Annotated in this window: 14 protein-coding genes; 7 read left to right on the forward strand and 7 right to left on the reverse strand. The window is 69.0% G+C overall.

Annotated features, from left to right (window positions below):
- Positions 1–445: 445 nt before the first annotated feature.
- The 4 genes from WMF19_RS40385 (at position 446) to WMF19_RS40400 (ending at position 5,534) form a co-directional block, all read left to right on the forward strand.
- Positions 446–964 carry a hypothetical protein gene (locus tag WMF19_RS40385; protein WP_437895245.1) on the forward strand — a complete coding sequence of 173 codons (519 nt, stop codon included), beginning with the start codon at positions 446–448 and terminating at the stop codon, positions 962–964.
- A gap of 248 nt (positions 965–1,212) precedes the next feature.
- Positions 1,213–2,520, forward strand: coding sequence for a hypothetical protein (locus WMF19_RS40390; RefSeq protein WP_437895246.1), 1,308 nt, complete (start codon positions 1,213–1,215; stop codon positions 2,518–2,520).
- A gap of 367 nt (positions 2,521–2,887) precedes the next feature.
- Positions 2,888–3,589 (forward strand): thermonuclease family protein, encoded by a 702-nt coding sequence (locus WMF19_RS40395; protein ID WP_437895247.1) that lies wholly within the window; start codon positions 2,888–2,890, stop codon positions 3,587–3,589.
- A gap of 604 nt (positions 3,590–4,193) precedes the next feature.
- Positions 4,194–5,534 (forward strand): cytochrome B6, encoded by a 1,341-nt coding sequence (locus tag WMF19_RS40400; protein WP_437901722.1) that lies wholly within the window; start codon positions 4,194–4,196, stop codon positions 5,532–5,534.
- 12 nt (positions 5,535–5,546) lie between these two features.
- Here WMF19_RS40400 and WMF19_RS40405 read toward each other — a convergent pair whose 3' ends face one another.
- Complete coding sequence (locus WMF19_RS40405; protein ID WP_437895248.1) at positions 5,547–6,323, reverse strand: TetR/AcrR family transcriptional regulator; 777 nt, start codon at positions 6,321–6,323, stop codon at positions 5,547–5,549.
- 97 nt (positions 6,324–6,420) lie between these two features.
- Between WMF19_RS40405 and WMF19_RS40410 the strand changes: the two genes are divergently transcribed.
- Positions 6,421–8,013, forward strand: coding sequence for an FAD-dependent monooxygenase (locus tag WMF19_RS40410; RefSeq protein WP_437895249.1), 1,593 nt, complete (start codon positions 6,421–6,423; stop codon positions 8,011–8,013).
- Between the two features lie 239 nt (positions 8,014–8,252).
- Here the strand turns inward: WMF19_RS40410 and WMF19_RS40415 are convergent, their stop codons facing one another.
- Both WMF19_RS40415 and WMF19_RS40420 read right to left on the reverse strand, forming a co-directional pair.
- Positions 8,253–8,789 carry an adenylate/guanylate cyclase domain-containing protein gene (locus WMF19_RS40415; RefSeq protein ID WP_437895250.1) on the reverse strand — a complete coding sequence of 179 codons (537 nt, stop codon included), beginning with the start codon at positions 8,787–8,789 and terminating at the stop codon, positions 8,253–8,255.
- A gap of 80 nt (positions 8,790–8,869) precedes the next feature.
- Positions 8,870–9,778 (reverse strand): SGNH/GDSL hydrolase family protein, encoded by a 909-nt coding sequence (locus WMF19_RS40420; RefSeq protein ID WP_437895251.1) that lies wholly within the window; start codon positions 9,776–9,778, stop codon positions 8,870–8,872.
- Positions 9,779–10,172: 394 nt separating this feature from the next.
- On the opposite strand from WMF19_RS40420, the gene WMF19_RS40425 reads away from it, so the two are divergent.
- Positions 10,173–11,048 carry a helix-turn-helix domain-containing protein gene (locus WMF19_RS40425; protein ID WP_437895252.1) on the forward strand — a complete coding sequence of 292 codons (876 nt, stop codon included), beginning with the start codon at positions 10,173–10,175 and terminating at the stop codon, positions 11,046–11,048.
- A 124-nt stretch (positions 11,049–11,172) separates the two neighbouring features.
- On the opposite strand, the gene WMF19_RS40430 is transcribed toward WMF19_RS40425, so the two are convergent.
- The 3 genes from WMF19_RS40430 to WMF19_RS40440 form a co-directional block, all read right to left on the reverse strand.
- The gene (locus tag WMF19_RS40430; RefSeq protein WP_437895253.1) at positions 11,173–12,303 is read right to left on the reverse strand and encodes a polysaccharide deacetylase family protein; all 1,131 of its coding nucleotides are present in this window, start codon (positions 12,301–12,303) and stop codon (positions 11,173–11,175) included.
- A 67-nt stretch (positions 12,304–12,370) separates the two neighbouring features.
- Positions 12,371–13,693: a glycosyltransferase gene (locus WMF19_RS40435; protein ID WP_437895254.1), complete on the reverse strand. Its 1,323-nt coding sequence runs from the start codon at positions 13,691–13,693 to the stop codon at positions 12,371–12,373.
- 759 nt (positions 13,694–14,452) lie between these two features.
- Positions 14,453–14,860 carry a hypothetical protein gene (locus WMF19_RS40440; protein ID WP_437895255.1) on the reverse strand — a complete coding sequence of 136 codons (408 nt, stop codon included), beginning with the start codon at positions 14,858–14,860 and terminating at the stop codon, positions 14,453–14,455.
- A 621-nt stretch (positions 14,861–15,481) separates the two neighbouring features.
- On the opposite strand from WMF19_RS40440, the gene WMF19_RS40445 reads away from it, so the two are divergent.
- Positions 15,482–15,961, forward strand: coding sequence for a GNAT family N-acetyltransferase (locus WMF19_RS40445; RefSeq protein ID WP_437895256.1), 480 nt, complete (start codon positions 15,482–15,484; stop codon positions 15,959–15,961).
- Between the two features lie 117 nt (positions 15,962–16,078).
- On the opposite strand, the gene WMF19_RS40450 is transcribed toward WMF19_RS40445, so the two are convergent.
- Positions 16,079–17,158 carry a cyclase family protein gene (locus WMF19_RS40450; protein WP_437895257.1) on the reverse strand — a complete coding sequence of 360 codons (1,080 nt, stop codon included), beginning with the start codon at positions 17,156–17,158 and terminating at the stop codon, positions 16,079–16,081.
- Between the last annotated feature and the right edge of the window lie 162 nt (positions 17,159–17,320).

A 17,320-nucleotide genomic window follows, 5' to 3' on the forward strand; every position in this document is an offset into this window, starting at 1 on the left:
GCTCATCCGGCTGCCGCCTGGTGCTGGCACGAGCTGCGAGCCGCCCAGGCGCCAAGAGAAGAAGAATTGAACGCAAAGGCGCAAAGGCGCAAAGACGCCAAGAGAGGAGAGAGAAGCTCGTGAAGGCGCAGGAAGATCGCAACGCCAGCGCTCCAAGAGAGCGAGGGAGGCTAATGTTCTCTCTTGTCTTTTAGCGTCTTTGCGCCTTTGCGTTCAATTCTTCTTCTCCATCCAACCGGCGCATCAGGCCACCTCGTGCCCCGCGGGTCAGGCGCGGCGAGCGCTTTCAGAGGACCAGGGCCTTCTCTATATCTTCATGAAGCAGGCCGGCTGATCAGGGTGGAAATCCGCGACGTGACTCGCCTCGCCCAACCGCGGGTCCGGGGCGCCCAACCTGAGTTGGGGGGCGGGGCGACCCCGCGCGGCGGGTCGCGTTGTGCTCCGCATGGAAGCTCTCTATGCTCTGTCGATGCAATGGACACATCGATTGCTTGTGATTTCCGTCGTGAGCTGTCTCGGCTGTGAAGCGAGCGACCCGGAGGCAGGCGTCAGCGCCGGCGGCACGGGTGTTCCGGACGTCTCGGGCGGCACTGGAGGCCAGGGCGGCGCCCCGGACCGGAGTTTCGGTGGGATCATCGATTCGGAGGGAGAGTTCGATCCCATCCCGCTCGAGGGCCTCACGCCCTGCGCAGAGCGCCCGGTGTTCTGCGAGGCTGGAGGCACCTCCGCCGACGTTGCGACGGAGCACCTGCTGGAGATCGGCGAGGATTGCGTCATCGCTATGAATTTTCCGTGCGGCGCTGGGATCGCGGTCAAGTTTGATGAGATGGGCTGCGCCGGCGGGACACAGGATCCTGACATCGACGCGAGAGCAATGTCCTGCTTCATCGAGGCCATCACGGCGGAGCGATGGGCTTGCGCTGCGGGCATGATCGTGCGCGCGGGCGCCTGGACTTGTGAATAACCGGCGCTCGCCTCGACACGCCGTGCAGGCCCACGCGTTGGCAACTTCACCCTGGCAATGAGCACGCCGGACCGAGGACGGCGCTCTCCTGCTCATGCCTCCCTCATGCCTCCCCGGCGCTGCTCCCCTGGGATGGCGCCGGCGCCCGTCCGGCTGAATCGCCGCCCCGAGCGGCCGCGTCCGGGCTAACCTCGAGCGATGACCACCGCGGACCACGGGGAGCACATCCCGGCGATGCGGCCGCAGCAATGAGCGAGGACGCTCCCGGCGCGACTTCGCCCGAGCGACTCTGCAGGGTCGAGGTGCAGGACGTCCGCCGCGACAAGCGCCTCCTCGGGTCCCTGGTCGTCGCATCGCTCGCCGGCACGTTCGCCGCTCCGTGGGGGCTAGCCGTGCTCGGGATGGAGGAGGCCGCGCTCTTCGCCGCGCTGATCGGCCTCGGCAGCTACTTCGTCAGCGCTCTGTCGTTCGCCGGCGCGGACCGCGGACCGGGCGAGCGCCGCCTCCGCGACGGCAGCGTGAAGATCGAGGGCGAGCGGCTGCTGATCGCGGAGGGAGCGAAGGAGAGCCGTCTGCCGCTCGCGCGCCTCGCCGGCGGCTGGACGGAGCGGACGCCGAACGGCCACGCCGCGGTGCTGTCGTTCTCGGATGGGCGCGTCGCCGCCGTCGAGCAAGCCTCGGAGGAGGAGGCGGTCGACCTCTTGTCGCGGGCCGGGGCGGGGGCGCAGGCGCGCGCGGTGCGGATGCGCACGTACCGCGAGGACTCCAGCGGTCGCAAGATCGCGGGCTGTCTCCTGGCCATCTTCGTCCTGATCCTCGCTCCGTGTGTGCTGGCGCTGCTGATCCTGCTGTTGACGGCAATCGCGAAATGGTCAATCGCGCCCCTCGCTCCGATGACGGCAACGGGCGGGCTCGCGCCGCTCCTGGGCGTCGCGGCCTGGCTCTGGGCCAAGGTGACGCCGACCTGGGTGCATATCGGCACCGACGGAGTGATGGTCAAGAGCGCGTTCCGGCGGCGGTTCTTCCCGCACAGGGCCATCGTCCAGGTCACTCTCACCCACGGGGGAGTTGGCGGCGTCTATCATTTCGTGAAAATCGGCCTGCGGGACGGCAAGTCGATCACCGTCCCGGCGGCCAGCCGGGCCGAGGCGACGGCGCTGATCGAGCGTATTCAGGCCGCTCAGGCCGTCGTCGCGACGCAGGATCGGGCGCGGCTGCTGGAGGTCATCGCGCGCAATGGCCGGCCGCTGGCCGAGTGGAAGAAATCGCTGCAGTCGCTGGTGGCCAGGACCGGATACCGGACAGCGGGGAACGACCTCGAAGAGGTGCTGCGCATCGTCGAGGACGGTTCTGCGCCGCCGGAGCAGCGCGTCGCTGCGGCGCTCGCGGCGCGCCCGCATGGGGGCGAGGCAGTGGAGAAACGGATCCGCGTCGCCGCCGAGGCGAGCGCCGAGCCGAAGCTGAGGCTGGCGCTGGAGAAGGTGTCCGCGGGAGAGGACGAGGATGATTTGCTGGAGGAAATCGGCGCCGGCGAGGCCCGGAAGGCGGTGGGATGAGCGGTGCTATAGGAGAGGAAGAATTGAACGCCAAAAGACGCCAAGAGACGCCAAAAGAAGAGAAAAAAGCTCGCGAAGGCGCCAGAAGAAGATTGCAACGGCAGCGCGCCAAGGGAGCGAAGAAGGTAAAATAATCTCTCTTGTCTTTTGGCGTCTTTGCGCCTTGGCGCCCTGGCGTTCAAATCTCCCTCTCCATCCGACCGGCGCTTCAGGCCACCTCGCGCCCCGCGGGTCAGGCGCGGCGAGCGCTTTCCTAGGGCCAGGGCCCTCTCTATATCTTCATGGAACAGGCCGCCTGGGCAGGGCGAAAGTCCGCGCGATGCGCGGACGGCGGTTTCTGTGGGGCTATCCATCATAGGAGGGGGCGATGGCAGGATTGCTTCCGGAGTTCCGGAGGTTCATCGACTACGTGTCTCTTGTCTCCCGGAGGCGGGGGCTGCGCCGGGAGCTGCCGGGCGACAGCTTCGTCGCCGAGGTGGTGAGGACGGTCGACGGCGACACGCTCCGCGTGCGCGACGAGCGCGGCGTGACCCATCCTGTCCGGATGCTCTCGATCGATACGCCGGAGACGCACTTCCTCGGCGCCTCGCAAGGTCACTGGGCCGAGGTGGCCGCAGAGCGGCTCTCCGAGCTGCTCCCTGACGGCGCCGAGGTCGAGATCCAGACGGACGAACAGCCGTTCGACGTCTACGGCCGCGTGCTCGGATACGTCCTGTCGCGAGGTCGGCTCATCAATCGGCAGATGCTCGAGGAGGGCCTGGCGACGACCTACATCGTCGCCCCGAACCTCCGTCATGCCCGGGAGCTCTCCGAGGCCGCGCGGCGGAGCTTCGCCGAGCGCCGCGGCATGTTCAGCGACCCCAGCGTCCTGCTCCCGTACGAGTTCCGGTGGAGGATGCGAGGCCATTCGAGCGCGAAGCTCGTCGGCAGCCTGTCCCGAGGCGAGGTGTACGATCTGGCGGAGCGGGAGCGGGTCCCCGTCTGGGATCGGGTGTTCTTCTTCGACGCGAAGGACGTCAAGGCGCCGTTCTTCCGCGTCACGCCGGAGCGGCGCCGGCGGGACGGCTGAACCGACCGCCGTGGGGGGCGCGCGCCCCCCGCGGCGCCCCGGTCGCACACACGGAGCGGGCCATGATGCCACGGATCGTGGCAGTTTGCCTCGCGCCACCCCCGCTCCTCGGCTGGACGGAGCGCGCTCGTGAGCCCCGTTGGCACGGTGACCCGCGATGGCGCGAGGCGTGCTCGTTCGCCGATTCGAGCGAGGAGGCACGATCTCCCCGCGCAAATTGCCACGCTTCGCGCCTGATCAGGGACGGAGCGCACGGCGGGCGCGCCCCTGGCACAGGAGTCGCCTGCGGGCGGAACTGCTCATGGCGCCTCGGCAGTTGTGCCCGGCGAGCCGCCATTCGTGTGCACCGGGCGGGAGCTCCGCGCGCCGAGAGGCGGGGCGCTCGGCCGGCCATTTCTGACGACGTACCCCTCGTGAAGGAGCCTCTCTTATGCCTGTGAAGAGAATGGATGTCACGTGCATGGTCGCGTGCACTGCGGCGCTCTCCCTCGGCCTCGTGCACTGCGCCTCGACGCCGGGGGCGGTGCCTCTGGAGCCCGTCAGCACGCGCGACGCGCCGCCGGGGACGCCCGAGGCGGTCGCGCCGACGGGCCCGAGGGCGCCCATGAACGCGAATCCGCCGCCCGGCCCCGCCACGCCGCGCACGAGCTACCTGCCGGTCGTCGACAAGGAGCCGTTCGCCGAGCTGGTCGCCCGGATGAAGGCCGACAAGCCCGCGGTGATGAAGCGCCACCAGACGCTGCTCGAAGCGCGGTACGACCTCGCCAACCGCCCTGCGCCGGGGGTCACCATGTCGCGCGGCAAGCCCGTCCAGGGCGGCGTCCGGGTGAAGCTCGAGAAGGGGACGACGTGGGAGTCGCTGGCGGCGCTCACGCCCGACGCCATCCGGGATCAGGGGCTCTGGCCGCAGGGCTTCCTGCCGCTGCCCCACCCGAACCAGCCGGAAGGCGGGATGGTCTTCCCGAAGCTCCAGATCGAGGAGCTGAAGCGCCAGACCGGGCGCGATCTCACGCGCTTCGATCTCGACTTCGATCTTCCGGATCACCTCATCTCCGAGTTCCCGGCGCCGATCTACCTCACGACGCGGCCTGATCTCGGCGACGTCTCCAAGGGGCAGCTCGTCACCATCGACAACTTCTACGAGCTCTTCAACGGTATCCTGAACCCGAAGCAGCTCGAGGGGCTCCGCCTGCTCGTCACGCCGTTCCCGCAGATGCAGTTCAACGCGACCGCGGACCGGCGCTCGGAGAAGGCGAGCCTCGGCGTCGCCTGCTTCGATTGCCACGCGAACGGGCACACGAACAACGCGACCCACCTCGTGGGCGACATCAGGCCGCAGGAGTTCCGTCATCGCGTCGACACCCCCACGCTGCGCGGCGTGAACATCCAGCGCCTCTTCGGCTCGCAACGCGCGCTCAAGACCGTCGAGGACTTCACCGAGTTCGAGCAGCGAGCGGCGTACTTCGACGGTGACCCCGTCATCGCCGTGAAGAAGGGGATCAACATCCTGGACCGCGGGCACCAGGTCCAAGCGATGGCCGAGTTCCAGGAGATCCTCGACTTCCCCCCGGCGCCGAAGCTCGCGTTGAACGGGCGCCTCGACCCCGCGAAGGCCACGCCGGAGGAGCTCCGCGGAGAGGCGGTCTTCAACGGCAAGGGCCAGTGCGCGACGTGCCATGTCGCGCCGTACTACACGGACAACCTGATGCACAACCTGCGGGCGGAGCGCTTCTTCAAGCCCGTGCTCATCAACGGGCGGATGGCGACCGCGGACGGCCCCATCAAGACGTTCCCGCTGCGCGGCATCAAGGACAGCCCTCCCTACCTGCACGACGGGCGCCTGCTCACGCTGGAGGACACCGTGGAGTTCTTCAACCTCGTGCTCGGCACGAAGCTGACGGCGCAGGAGAAGGCCGACCTCACGGCGTTCCTCCGAGTACTCTAGGAAGGCCGCGGCTTACCGCCGCTCGCGGAGGCCTCTTCCCGCCGCCGCTCCGCAGGAGAGGCGCGCCGCGATGCCGTCGAGCACGCAGTCGAGACCCCTGTCGAACGCGGCGTCGGCGGGCGGGTGGGTGGCGTCCTCGACCACCTTGGCGAGCGTCGGGAAGCGGCCGGTGGCGATCATCCGGCGGATGTACGCCTCCGACGCCCGCTGCCATTCGGTCTGATCCATGCCGCTCGCGATCTCCGCGCGCAGCTCGTTGGCCTCGGCGCGGATGGCGCCCATCACATAGGCGTTGACGGTCCCGACCGCCATCATGACGGCGTCGATGTCCTCGAAGCCCGGAGCGCCGCTCAGCGCCGCGAGCGAGGCCTCGAGGTGCGCGAGGGCGTTCGGGCCCAGATGGGGGCGGCCGCCCAGCAGATCGATGAACCACCCGTGCTCCCTCGCGGCCCGACGGGTGCGGTGGGCGATCGTCCGGAGGGCCTCGCGCCAGTCGCCGGGGATCGGCCCCGCGGACGCCATCTCCCCGTACACCGCGTCCACCATGAGCTCGAGCAGCTCCTCCTTGGTGTCCAGGTAGCCGTAGAGGCGCATCGGGCCGGCGTCGAGCGACGCCCCGATCTTGCGCAGGGACACCGCGGCGAGGCCTTCCGCGTCGGCGAGCGCGATCGCGGCGCGCACGATCCGGTCTCTGCTCAGCGGCCCGGGAGCGGGACGGAGCGCCGGCTCCGGGCGCTCCCAGATGAGGGGGGCGTCGGTCGCGTGCGGTTTCTTCTGCCGTGCGGTCATCGCTCGTCTCGTCTTGTCCGCATCGGCACCCGGTTGACAACAAACCCGACGCGATACACTGTATCGTAGTGATACACTGTATTAAAGGACGGTCTTCATGCACGTAGAATCGACGTCGGTGCTCGTGGTCGGGGGCAGCCTGGTCGGCCTGTCGGCCGCTGTGTTCCTGGCCTGGCGAGGGGTGCGCACGGTGCTGGTCGAGCGGCACGCTGGCAGCTCGCCGCATCCACGCGCGATCGGCTACACGCCGAGGACGCTGGAGCTCTATCGTGCGGTCGGGCTTGGACCGCACATCCCGCAGGTGCCGCCCGGCTTCCGGCTGCGCCGGGCTCGGGTCGAGAGCCTCGCGGGGAAGTGGTTCGAGGAGGTCCCGTGGACGCCCGGGGAGCAGGCGGCGCCCGCGATCGAGCGCTCGCCGTGCGCTGGCGCCGCGATCGCCCAGGATCGCCTCGAGCCCAGGCTTCGAGACAGGGCGGTCGAGCTCGGCGCCGACGTGAGGCTCGAGACCGAGCTCACCCGCTTCGAGCAGGACCCAGGCGGCGTGACCGCCTGGCTGCGCGGGTGCGACGGGCGAGAGGTCGCGCTGCGCGCTTCCTACCTGGTGGCGGCGGACGGCCACCGCAGCGCGATCCGCGAGGCGCTCGGGATCGGCCGCTCCGGGCGAGGGCACATCAGGACGGCGCGCAGCGTCCTCTTCCGGGCTCCGCTCGAGGAGTACCTTCGAACGGGGGTCACGCAGTTCGCGATCGAGCAGCCGGGCCTCAGCGCATTCCTCACCACGTACGGCGATGGCCGCTGGGTGCTGATCTTCTGGGATGACGAGGAGCGCGACGCGGCGACGTTGAGGGCGCTGATATCCAGAGCGATCGGAAGGACGGACCTGGAGATCGAGATCGTCACCACCGGGCGCTGGGAGATCAGCGCCCTCGTCGCCGACCGATTCACGTCCGGCAGGGTGTTCCTCGCAGGGGATGCCGCGCACACGCTGCCGCCCAACCGGGGTGGCTATGGCGCGAACACGGGCATCGAGGACGCCCACAACCTCGCGTGGAAGCTCTCTGCGGTCCTCTCCGGCGCGTCGACGCCGGAGCTGCTCGACACGTACGACGCCGAGCGGCGCCCGATCGCGTGGCTCCGGCATCACCAGATCTTCGCCCGGGAGGACTACAAGGCGCATGCGGGCGGGACGGCCGGAGGCGTGCCGATCATCGACGATGACGCCATGGAGCTCGGGCAGCTGTACCGATCGACGGCGGTGCTCGGCGCCGGCGACGGGCTCCCTCCGGCGTTGCGGCCCGAGCAATGGGCGGGTCAGCCCGGCACGCGCGCGCCGCACGCGTGGGTCGTGCGGGGCGGCGAGCGGCTGTCGACGCTCGATCTGTTCCAGCGACGCTGGGTGCTGCTCACCGAGGACGCGCGGTGGTGCCCCGCCGCAGCGCAGGTCGGCGAGCAGCTGGGCATCGAGCTCGAATGCGTCCGCATCGGCGCGGATGTGCTGCCATCCGATGAAGGAGCGTTCTGCAAAGCGTTTGGCCTCGGGGCCGGAGGAGCGTCGCTGGTCCGCCCTGACGGCTACGTCGCGTGGCGCTCGCTCGACCTGCCGGAGGATCCGGCTAGCGCGCTCGCCGATGCTCTTGGGCGGGTGTCGTCCGCCGCGCGCCGCACCGGCAAGCTCGCCGCCATCAAGTAGGTGTTCGTCGCCAGCGGGGTCGACCGACGAGGGGGGGCACGATCGATTGGCCCGGAGCACCGGGCACCTAGAGCGACAAACGGGTTGAAGCTGCCCGAAATGCGCAGAATTTCGAACCGCCAAGACGCCATGAGACGCCAAGATATTGTTTTATTTTATGGCGTCTTGGCGTCTGATGGCGTCTTGGTGGTTCATTTCTCGCTAGAACAACGCGATCGTTGTTCTAGACGGTGAACCAGTCACTTGACGTAGAAGGCTCGCACCGGCGCGGCCACGCCCTTCAGCCGGAGCTCGCCAGCGGCTTCCAGCGGTACGGCGCCGTCCAGCAGCTTCGCCGTGCTCTCTCCAATGAGGATACGGCCCGGCTCACTCGCCGTCTCGAGCCGCGCGGCGATGTTCACAGCAGGCCCGATGACTGTGTAGTCCGAGCGCGCCAGCGATCCGAAATTGCCCACGACGGCGTCACCCGTGTTGATGCCAGCGCGGGCGACGAGGCGAACACCATCACCCAGTCTCGGCAGCGTGCTTTGAAGGTCGCGCGCGAGCGCGACGCAGCGACGCGCCTGCTCGGCCGGGTCGAGGGGATCGGGGGCTCCGAACACGATCATGACGGCATCCCCGACGAACTTGTCGACCGTGGCGCGCTCGACGAGCGACGGCGGCAGGTAGCGTCGGAGGACGGACTCCGTGAGGTAGCGGTGGAGCTTGGCGGTCTGGTTCACTGCGTAGTTCGACGCAAAGAAAACCAGGAAGATGCCGGCGGACATGTCGGCCATCACGGCCGCCGCGGCCGCGGGCTCAGCATAGAAGAGGTGTGGAAAAGGCGGGCTGAGCGATGGAGGCGCTGGCGCCCGGCTCACCTCAGGTAGTCGGAGATCGCGTCGTACCAGCGGCCCGCCATCCGGGCGTAGCCGGCCTTGTTGGGATGGACCCCGTCGCCGAGCTCGGACGTGGGGAAATCCTTGAACTGATCGACGAAGATGACGTGCGCGCCCTTGTTGGCGCGCTCCTGGACCACCCCGGGGACCTTGGCGTTGTACGTGCTGACCGCGTTTGCGCCGCTCGGGAAAGGAATGATGTTGCTCACGACGATCAGCGCGTCGGGCGCGCCGGCGATCAGCTCGTCGATGAGGGCGCCCAGGCGGGTGTCGGCGCCGTTCGGGCTTTGATACATGTCATTGGTGCCGGCGTGGAGCAGCACGATGTGCGGCACGTCGCGGAGCGCCGGGGTCGGCACTCGGTTGGCGATCTGCTGGATGGTCTCTCCGCTGATGCCCTCGTGATTGCGGGGGAACGGCTTGCCATCGACCATCGCGGGGCCGTTCATCTGCTGCGTGCCCGTGAACGTGACATCGTGGCCGTCTTGCGTGGCAAGGTGGAAGAGCTCGACCCGGTACCCGCCGTCGAAGCCGAGACCGAAGGTGATCGAGTCCCCGAGGGGCAGGATCTTGCAAGGGCCCGTCGCAGGGCAAGGCTGGAACCCTGTTTCGGGCGAGCCTCCGCTGCCGCTCGAGGTCTCCGCAGCGCTGCTGCTGCTGCTCGCGCCCCCAGCCCCTCCGGCGCCGCTCGAGCTGCTGGAAGAATCCCCACCGCCCGAGCCGCTGGTCGCCGCCGTCGTCGTGCTGCCAGCTCCGCTCGTGGTCGAGGAGACTCCCGAGCCCTCGCCCGTGCTCGTCGTCTGGGGGCCGCCGGAGGAAGAAGAAGCACCTCCTCCGGAGCCAGTCGAGTCGTCGGACGACCCATCCGAAGCGCTGGAGCAGGCCATAGAGCCGACCAAGAGAAGGCCCACGAGCGGAATCCCGCGAGCAAAGGGGCCGAATGCGCCACGGCGGACGAGCAGCGGAGAGGTCGAGGTAGACATGTGAGCAGCGCTCCCGGTCAGCGACCGAAGAAAATTGTGTTGTTGGCAGAGGAGACGGGGGCTCGGCGCAGCGCCGCACCACCCGCTCGGGCTCTGCGAGGAAGTGAAGGGAAGGGTACGTGGCGCTCGCAGCGAGGTCGTTCAAATTCCCGGCGAACGTTTTCAGGATCCCGACGCGGGGGACCCGATCCGCCCAGCGCCAGCGAGCACCGGTGGGGGTGCGCTCACATGCCCAGCGCACGAGGGGCTTGACCCCCGTCTTGCTCGACGCCGACGATGCTCCTGGGCGACCCCACGCATGACCGCGGAGTTTTCAGCGAAGTACGGCGCGGCTCTCACCGGATCGGACTGGGTGGGGCTGCCCCTCCGGATCGGGCACGTGCCCGAGAGCGGCCGGCTCGAGGGACTCTCGGCGGAGAGCGATGCGATCCTGGTCTGGACGGGAGGCCCCTCGCGGGTCGACATTCGCTTCGCGGAGCCGACCTCGGGCGAGGTCCGGGAGCATTCCTTCGAGCGGCTCTCGGGAATGATGGACCTCTTGCCGCGGAGGACCAGGCTGTACAGCGTCGAGTGGCGGGGGCGCCCCTCCGTGTGCACGTCGGTGAACTTCCCCGAAGCATCCATGTTGGCGCTCTGTGCGTCTCCGTCGGGCGTGCTGGTTCCGGAGCGGGAGCCGCGGTTCGGCCTGGTGGACGCCCATGTCGTCGACCTGGTTCATCGCCTGCAGGCGCAGGCCGAGGGCCAGGAGTACTTCGGGGCCGTCTACGTGCAGTCGCTCTGCCTGGCGCTGGCCTCCTACCTATCCGCGCGGTACGGCGCGGGATCAGGGGCGGAGATCTCGCTGCGCAACGCGAGCCTCTCGAGGAGCCAGCGCACCCAGATCGAAAAATTCGTCGACAGCGAGCTCTCCTCGAACTTCGGGCTGGTCGACCTGGCAGGGCTGGTGGGCTACTCGCCGGACCATTTCTCGCGCTTGTTCAAGAACGCCTTTCACCAGACTCCGCACCAGTACGTCATTTCACGCCGCATCGAGAAGGCGATGACCATGCTCCAGGACGAGCGGCTGTCCATCGCGGAGATCGCCCTGGAGTGCGGCTTCTCCAATCAGGGGCACCTCACCACGGCGTTCAAGCGCCGTACGGGAACGACGCCCGGCGCGTATCGTAAGAAGTGATGGCCCGGCCGGCTTCTCGGGCGCACGCGATCCACTCGCGGCGAGCAGCGCGTGGCGCTCCGGCGCACGCCGGCGGGGCTGCGCCGTCCGCGACCGCATGAGCGGCCGCGCGCGAGCTCCACGATCACTCGACCGGCGAGGCCGACGGGCCCTGGGCTTCGTCCTGAGATCCATCGAGCGTCAGGCCCGGATCGACCCGCGCCGCCGCGCCTCGCAGGGCGAGTTGCCGCTGCAGCACCTGCTTGGTCCGCAGGACGCCCGACACCGAGCGGATGAAGCTCCGGTGATCCGCGCCGAAGTCGATCCGGGGCACCGAGAACGGCGCGTCCGCGGAGCTGCGGAATCCGTTGGCGGTCGCATAGTCACCAGGCCAGTTGGTCACGGCTCCCAGGAAGCCAAGCCGGCGAAGCGTCGCGCACTCGCGAGGACCGAAGTCCGTCCCCACATGCCCGTTCGGATAACAGAAGACCGGGACCGGGCGCCTGGCCTCGGCGCGCAGGCGCGCCCAGGACACGTGGATCTCGTGCTTCGATTGCGCGTCGCTCGTCCTGGAGAGCACCGGATGGGTGACCGTGTGAGGACCGAACGTGATGCCGCGCGCCTCGCACGCGCGGACGTCATCCCACGACATGGGCGCGTAACGCGCGGGGGGGCGCGCCGGGAGATCGACCTCGGCCGCGGCGGCGAGCCGCACGATGGCGCGGAGCTTCTCGGTCTCGGGCACGCGCTTGCACCGCTCCATGAAGCGCCGCGCGAGCTGCGCCCGCGGGACGCCGGCGTCCAGGCGGATCACGTGGCAGAGGCCGTCCACCGTCACGCTGAGCTCGCGGCGCCGCGTCGTCTCGAACACGTGCTCCACGCGGTGCCACCAGCACCACAGATCGCCGTCCAGATAGCCGCTCACCACGAAGATGGTGGCCGGGCAATCGAACTCCGCGAAGATCGGCGCGGCGACCGTCGCCTGGTCGATCGTGCCGTCATCCATCGTGAAGGCGACGGCCCGGTCGATGGGCGGCTCCTCGCCCGCGAGGCTCCGGAACACCCGCTCGAGCGGCACGATCGGATACCGCTCGCGCCTCAGGAACTGCAGCGCGCGCCGGAGGGCACGCGGATCGAGGCCCTCGATCCCGCGATCCGGGTCCGCGAGCCGATGCATCACGACGATGGTCGAATGGCCGTGCATCATCGGCGTGAATGGCCGCGTCGCCCACGGCGTGGCCAGGAGATCCGAGAGCCATCGCATTGCGTTCGGCATGAGTCATCCCCCCTCGAGAGCGTTTGAAAGCAGCAGCGTTCGGCGATGGCGGCGCTCCGCCGCCGGATCAGCTCGCGAGCGGCGCCGGCGAGCGCGACGACGGGTGATCGCCGAGCGCTCGCCCGTCGCGGTGCGCGGCGGCGGTGTTTACGCGCGGCCTCTGGTTCTCGCCCCAGAACCGGGCGAGCAGCGTGCTCGGGCGCACACCGGCGACACGCTGCGAATGCCGCAGGAGCAGCAGCGCGTACAGATCCATGTAGCGCTCGGCCATCCGGATCGCGGAGTAGCGCCGGAGCGCGAGCATCCGGCCGCACCGGCCCATCTGCGCGGCGCGGGCGGGATTGGCGTGGAGCTCCGAGAGCTTTGCGGCGAGCGGCGCCACCTCGTTGGACGGCACGAGGAAGCCCGTCTCCCCGTCGACGAGCACGGTGGACACGCCGCCCACGTCGGTCGCGACGGCCGGAAGGCCAGCGGCCATCGCCTCGAGGAGCGCGAGCGGCAGGCCCTCGGACAGGGACGGCAGCGCGAACACGTCGAGCGCGGCGAGGAGCGCCGGCACGTCGTGGCGCTCGCCTGCGAACAGCACGCGCTCCGACACCCCGAGCTCGCGCGCGAGGGCGTCGAGCCGCCCGCGCTCGGCGCCCTCGCCGACGAGGAGCACCCGTCCGTTCCGGGGCAACGACGTCGCGGCGGCGCGCACGAGCAGCGCCTGGTTCTTCACGGGAGAGAGGCGCCCCACGGTCCCGACGACCCAGGCGTCTCGCGGAATCGCGAGCTCGGCCCGCACCCGCGCCCTGGCCGCCGGATCCGGCGCGAACCGCGATAGATCGATGCCGTTCACCACGACATGCAGCTTCGGCGGATCGACCTCGCGCCGGTCGAGGACGACCGCGGCGGTCGGCTGCGACACTGCGACATGGGCATCGACGAACGCGGACGCGGCGCGGCGCAGCCAGCTCCGTCCTTGCATGCCCTGGGACACGCCGTGCGTCGTGTGGATGACGGAGACCCGGTGCAGCCATCCGGCGGGCGCCGCGTAGATGAGCGAAAGGTCGTTGTGCGCGTGGACGAGCATGACGCCCCGCGTCGCGAACAGCGCGGCGAGGCGGGCCGTGAGCGTCGTGTCGAACCCCGGGCATTTCGGCACGAGGTGCACCTCGACCCCGCGCCGCCGGAGCTGCTCCGCGCGCGGGCCGTCTGGATCCTCCGCGATCGCGACCGCCAGCACGTCATGGCCCGCGGCGCGCTGGGACGCGGCGAGATCGACGACCACCTGCTCGGCGCCGCCGGTCTGGAAGCTGCTCACCACGTGCGCGATGGCGAGCCGCCGCGCCGGCCGTGAATCCTTGAGATCACGAGCCTCGATACCGCAATCGGTCCGTACCTCCATACCCCTCTCCCCCCATCGAGTAGACTGCCAATCTTTCGACTCGGCCGCTCATCGAGCGCCAGGACATGCTTCGCTGTCCTCCCGTCGCGCCGTGTTTCTCCGGTACGGAACACACCGTCCACAACATCGCCGGAGCGAACCTGGGACGGATGGAGCCTCGACCTGGCGGATCGACACGAGCGCTGCAACACGCCGCATGACTACATTGCGGACGGCAGGGGCGCGACTCGAATCTACTATACGGCCAATTCGAGAACTGACAAGCACGTCGTACAACAAACGAGAAGACTGAAGTTCATGGGCTGCACAGCCTCAAGAAGGATATGGATTGCGGCGTCCAAGAGAGGTGATCCGTCCCAGTCTTCGACTGGCCACGTCCCTCGAGTACGATACCTCACCGGCCCCTGAGGTCGCCGAGAGCCGGCGCGGGCGGCGCGGTCGCTGGCCCCAAAAGTCGTTCGTTTTCGCTGAGTTACAAAAATCGTCGCCGGCTGGTCACGAAAGGTGAGCCGCGTCCGGCTCGTCTGAGCACTGTAGAGGGCGTGCCGCGGCCCGGGCGGGGGGTCGACCTGGGATGGAGCATGGTTGGCAGCGGCTCGCCTTGCGGCGGCGCCGGGGGTGACTTCGGATCATCGTCTCCTCACGGAGCACGGAGCAAGGGACACCTCGATGGATGTTGCCGGACGGAGGACACCTCGATGCAGATCGCCGACGGTGCAGCAGCGCGCGCCTGGGGGGCTACGCCGATCGTGATCCGCATCAACGGATGCGCGCCGGTGCTTCGCGGAGGTAATCGAGCAGCCGGGCCTCGTCGCTGCCGATCATCCGATCGATGCCGTCTTCGCGGAAATGGCGCTGGATCTGCAGCGCCCCCGCGGTCGTCCGCACGAGGATGGCGACGCGCCGGAAGCGGCCCATCACGGGCGGCCGAATCCGCTGCATCGCCGCCTCGAACTGCGGGTCGTTCCGACCCACCGCGGCGCGCAGATCGATGAGCAGGCACAGCCGATGACGGTCGACCCGGTCGAGCGCGCGGCTCACCTCCATCCACAGCGCCTCGAACTCCGCGACAGACTCGGACGGCAGCGCGCTCCGCGTGACCCGGGCGATCTGCGAAGCCGGGTCGATCGTCACCGTGTGGTGCGCGTTGCGGAGGAGCTCGAGCATGGCCAACGACCATTCTATCAGACCCGGAGCAGCGGGGCGAGCGAGCAGGCCGAGCACCCCGGGTGGAGCTGCCGAGTTCGCAGATGCCACCTGGTTGTTTCTTCGACGCCGCCAGAAGCGACGCCTCGGACACGTACTGGAAACCTGCTCGGCAAGCCCCACCGCGTAAATCGCGCTGACGCGCAGTGGCAATCCCGGACAGGAGCGGCGAGGGACGCGCTCGGCCGGCGCAGTCCGCTGTACGATTCCCGCTCAGCCCGTGCTGGCCGACGGACTGAACCGGGACCTGCGCCCACCTCGGCGTGGAACGCGAGCCTACACTGTGCGATGCAAGTTCAGGTCGCGATGCGCCGGCAGGCGGACGAAGCGAAGGCACTCGCCGATTCCATCAGAACACTCTTTTACGCGATCGGACACCCCCTGAGAATGACGCCCCATCAACGGTCTATCCACGCCGTTGATTGCGCGCATGCAAGCACCTGCGGTACCCTCTAGATCCCTGCGGCGAGGGGGGTCGTCGGCGAGCGGATCCAGGTCGAGAAGCTACACGCGCGGTTTGAAAGGGGCCTTGCCCTTCATCGACCGGCTGCACGGCCGGGCAGGAGAAAGTAGGATCTACCGATGACCGACCTGCTCGTCGCCCTGCGGCCGCTCGATGCCATCGAGCTCGATGCGTTCGTCGAGCTCGTGATCTCTTCGTACGCGGGCGAGCGCGCGAGCGCCGTGGACGCCCGGACTGCGGACGCGCAGCGCAACGCGCGCTCCCAGGTGGAGGCGCTCCTGCCGCAAGGGCTCGCCACCCCCGACCACCACCTCTATTCGGTGCTGGAAGGGAATGCCGTGGTCGGGCACCTCTGGATCGGGATGACCGGCGTGGACGGGTTTCGAAGCGCGTTCATCTACGATATCCACCTGCGTGAGGACGCCCGCGGCCGGGGCCTCGGGCGCCGGGTCATGGCGCTCGCCGAGGAGGCCGCCCGCGGACTGGGCGCCCGGGATATCGAGCTCCACGTCTTCGCGCAGAACACGCGGGCGCGGCGGCTCTACGAGTCGCTCGGCTACCGGATCACGAGCCTGAGCATGAGAAAGCGCCTCGGTTGACGTCTGCGCGGCGTGGCTGAGGGCGCTTCTGGCCCCCTGAAGAGAGAGCTCGAACGACAGAGGCCCAGAGGAGACTGGCGACACCGGGGCGCGCGCGGCCCCGGCGCGCCGATCCGCTCACCGGATCGCGAGCGGGATCCCTGGTGAGCCGGACGCGCCCCGGAGGGGCAGCGGGCTGTAGACGTAGAAGAACTCGTAGGGGCTCTTGTGGCCGTGGGGATGCTGCTGGAGCTCCGCGGCCAGATCCGCGGCCAGCTCCGAGAGCACCATCACCTCGTGCATGAAGATTCCGCTCTTCACCAGCAGGTGATGGTGCACCGGGAAGACCACCCCCGGCGCCACCGGAGGCTTCGGCGGGGTGACCTCGATGCCGAAATTGTCCGACCCGACGCAGGCGATGCCCTTCGATGAGAGCCACTTCGCGACCTCGATCCCGATCCCCGGCTGGGCCAGCCCCACGCCCGGCTGCGTGTAATACCCCTCGGTGCCGAGCTCCCAGTTCTCCTCCCAGCCCGTGAAGATCAGCACGACGTCGCCGACGCCGATGTCGCGCTCGTCCATCTTCTGCGCGCGCAGCGTCTTCTTCACCATGGCCAGCGTGATCTCCTGGCCGAACGCGAGCGTCTGCCCGCCGTTCGCGTAGCGCTTGACGTCGAGCAGCACGCCGCGCGTGACGATCGGCTTCACATGCTCGACGCCGAGGTGCGCGAGCCCGTCCTCCGTGAGGACCTCGGCGCCAGTGAACTGGTTGTAGAAGAGCGCGTCGGCGGGGTCCGTGCTCCCGGGCGGGATGTAGCCGAAATGGCTTAGCGCGTCGAACTCCGTCCCCATCTGGCCGAACTCCCCGTGCATCACCTCGGAGTTCGTGACCTGCTGCTGGATGACCGAGGTCGGCCCGGCCTCCAAGGAGAGCCCCTGGTTGCCCGGGAACGTCGGCATCCCCGGCTCGTAGACGTGACCCAGGCGATAGACCTTGCCCTCCTTGATCAGGCGCTTGGCCTCGAGGACCTTGTCCGGCGTCTGCGTGTTGGAGGCGCCCGCCTCGTCGTCAGGGCCCCACGGCGAGGGACCGGGCACCGGATCGTAACCTCCCACCCCCAGCATTGGCACGCCGCGGGCCAGCGCCGCGCCTCCAACAAGGCTGACGGCCATGGTCACCACGATCGCGCCACGTAACGGCATCGCTCCAGGCTTCATAGGCAACCTCCTGGGTCACATCGCACGTTGTATTGACAGCGCCCCGCGCTCCCATTGTGGGCGCAGGCGCATGTCATGAATAGGATACACCGTCAGGGGCGCAAGAATACTGCTCTTCCGAGATCCTCGCGGGCTCCGCCAATGCGGTGAGGGCCTTGTGCG

It is taken from the genome of Sorangium sp. So ce124 (genome assembly GCF_051525235.1).
In the GTDB taxonomy this organism is placed as follows: Bacteria; Myxococcota_A; Polyangia; order Polyangiales; family Polyangiaceae; genus Sorangium; species Sorangium atrum.

What these genes read in the sequence shown, in the direction of transcription:
- WMF19_RS40385 (WP_437895245.1), top strand. Translation starts at nt 446, where the DNA reads ATGGAAGCTCTCTATGCTCTGTCGATGCAATGGACACATCGATTGCTT.
- WMF19_RS40390 (WP_437895246.1), top strand. Translation starts at nt 1,213, where the DNA reads ATGAGCGAGGACGCTCCCGGCGCGACTTCGCCCGAGCGACTCTGCAGG.
- WMF19_RS40395 (WP_437895247.1), top strand. Translation starts at nt 2,888, where the DNA reads ATGGCAGGATTGCTTCCGGAGTTCCGGAGGTTCATCGACTACGTGTCT.
- WMF19_RS40400 (WP_437901722.1), top strand. Translation starts at nt 4,194, where the DNA reads ATGAACGCGAATCCGCCGCCCGGCCCCGCCACGCCGCGCACGAGCTAC.
- WMF19_RS40405 (WP_437895248.1), bottom strand. Translation starts at nt 6,323, where the DNA reads ATGACCGCACGGCAGAAGAAACCGCACGCGACCGACGCCCCCCTCATC.
- WMF19_RS40410 (WP_437895249.1), top strand. Translation starts at nt 6,421, where the DNA reads ATGCACGTAGAATCGACGTCGGTGCTCGTGGTCGGGGGCAGCCTGGTC.
- WMF19_RS40415 (WP_437895250.1), bottom strand. Translation starts at nt 8,789, where the DNA reads ATGGCCGACATGTCCGCCGGCATCTTCCTGGTTTTCTTTGCGTCGAAC.
- WMF19_RS40420 (WP_437895251.1), bottom strand. Translation starts at nt 9,778, where the DNA reads ATGGCCTGCTCCAGCGCTTCGGATGGGTCGTCCGACGACTCGACTGGC.
- WMF19_RS40425 (WP_437895252.1), top strand. Translation starts at nt 10,173, where the DNA reads ATGACCGCGGAGTTTTCAGCGAAGTACGGCGCGGCTCTCACCGGATCG.
- WMF19_RS40430 (WP_437895253.1), bottom strand. Translation starts at nt 12,303, where the DNA reads ATGCCGAACGCAATGCGATGGCTCTCGGATCTCCTGGCCACGCCGTGG.
- WMF19_RS40435 (WP_437895254.1), bottom strand. Translation starts at nt 13,693, where the DNA reads ATGGAGGTACGGACCGATTGCGGTATCGAGGCTCGTGATCTCAAGGAT.
- WMF19_RS40440 (WP_437895255.1), bottom strand. Translation starts at nt 14,860, where the DNA reads ATGCTCGAGCTCCTCCGCAACGCGCACCACACGGTGACGATCGACCCG.
- WMF19_RS40445 (WP_437895256.1), top strand. Translation starts at nt 15,482, where the DNA reads ATGACCGACCTGCTCGTCGCCCTGCGGCCGCTCGATGCCATCGAGCTC.
- WMF19_RS40450 (WP_437895257.1), bottom strand. Translation starts at nt 17,158, where the DNA reads ATGAAGCCTGGAGCGATGCCGTTACGTGGCGCGATCGTGGTGACCATG.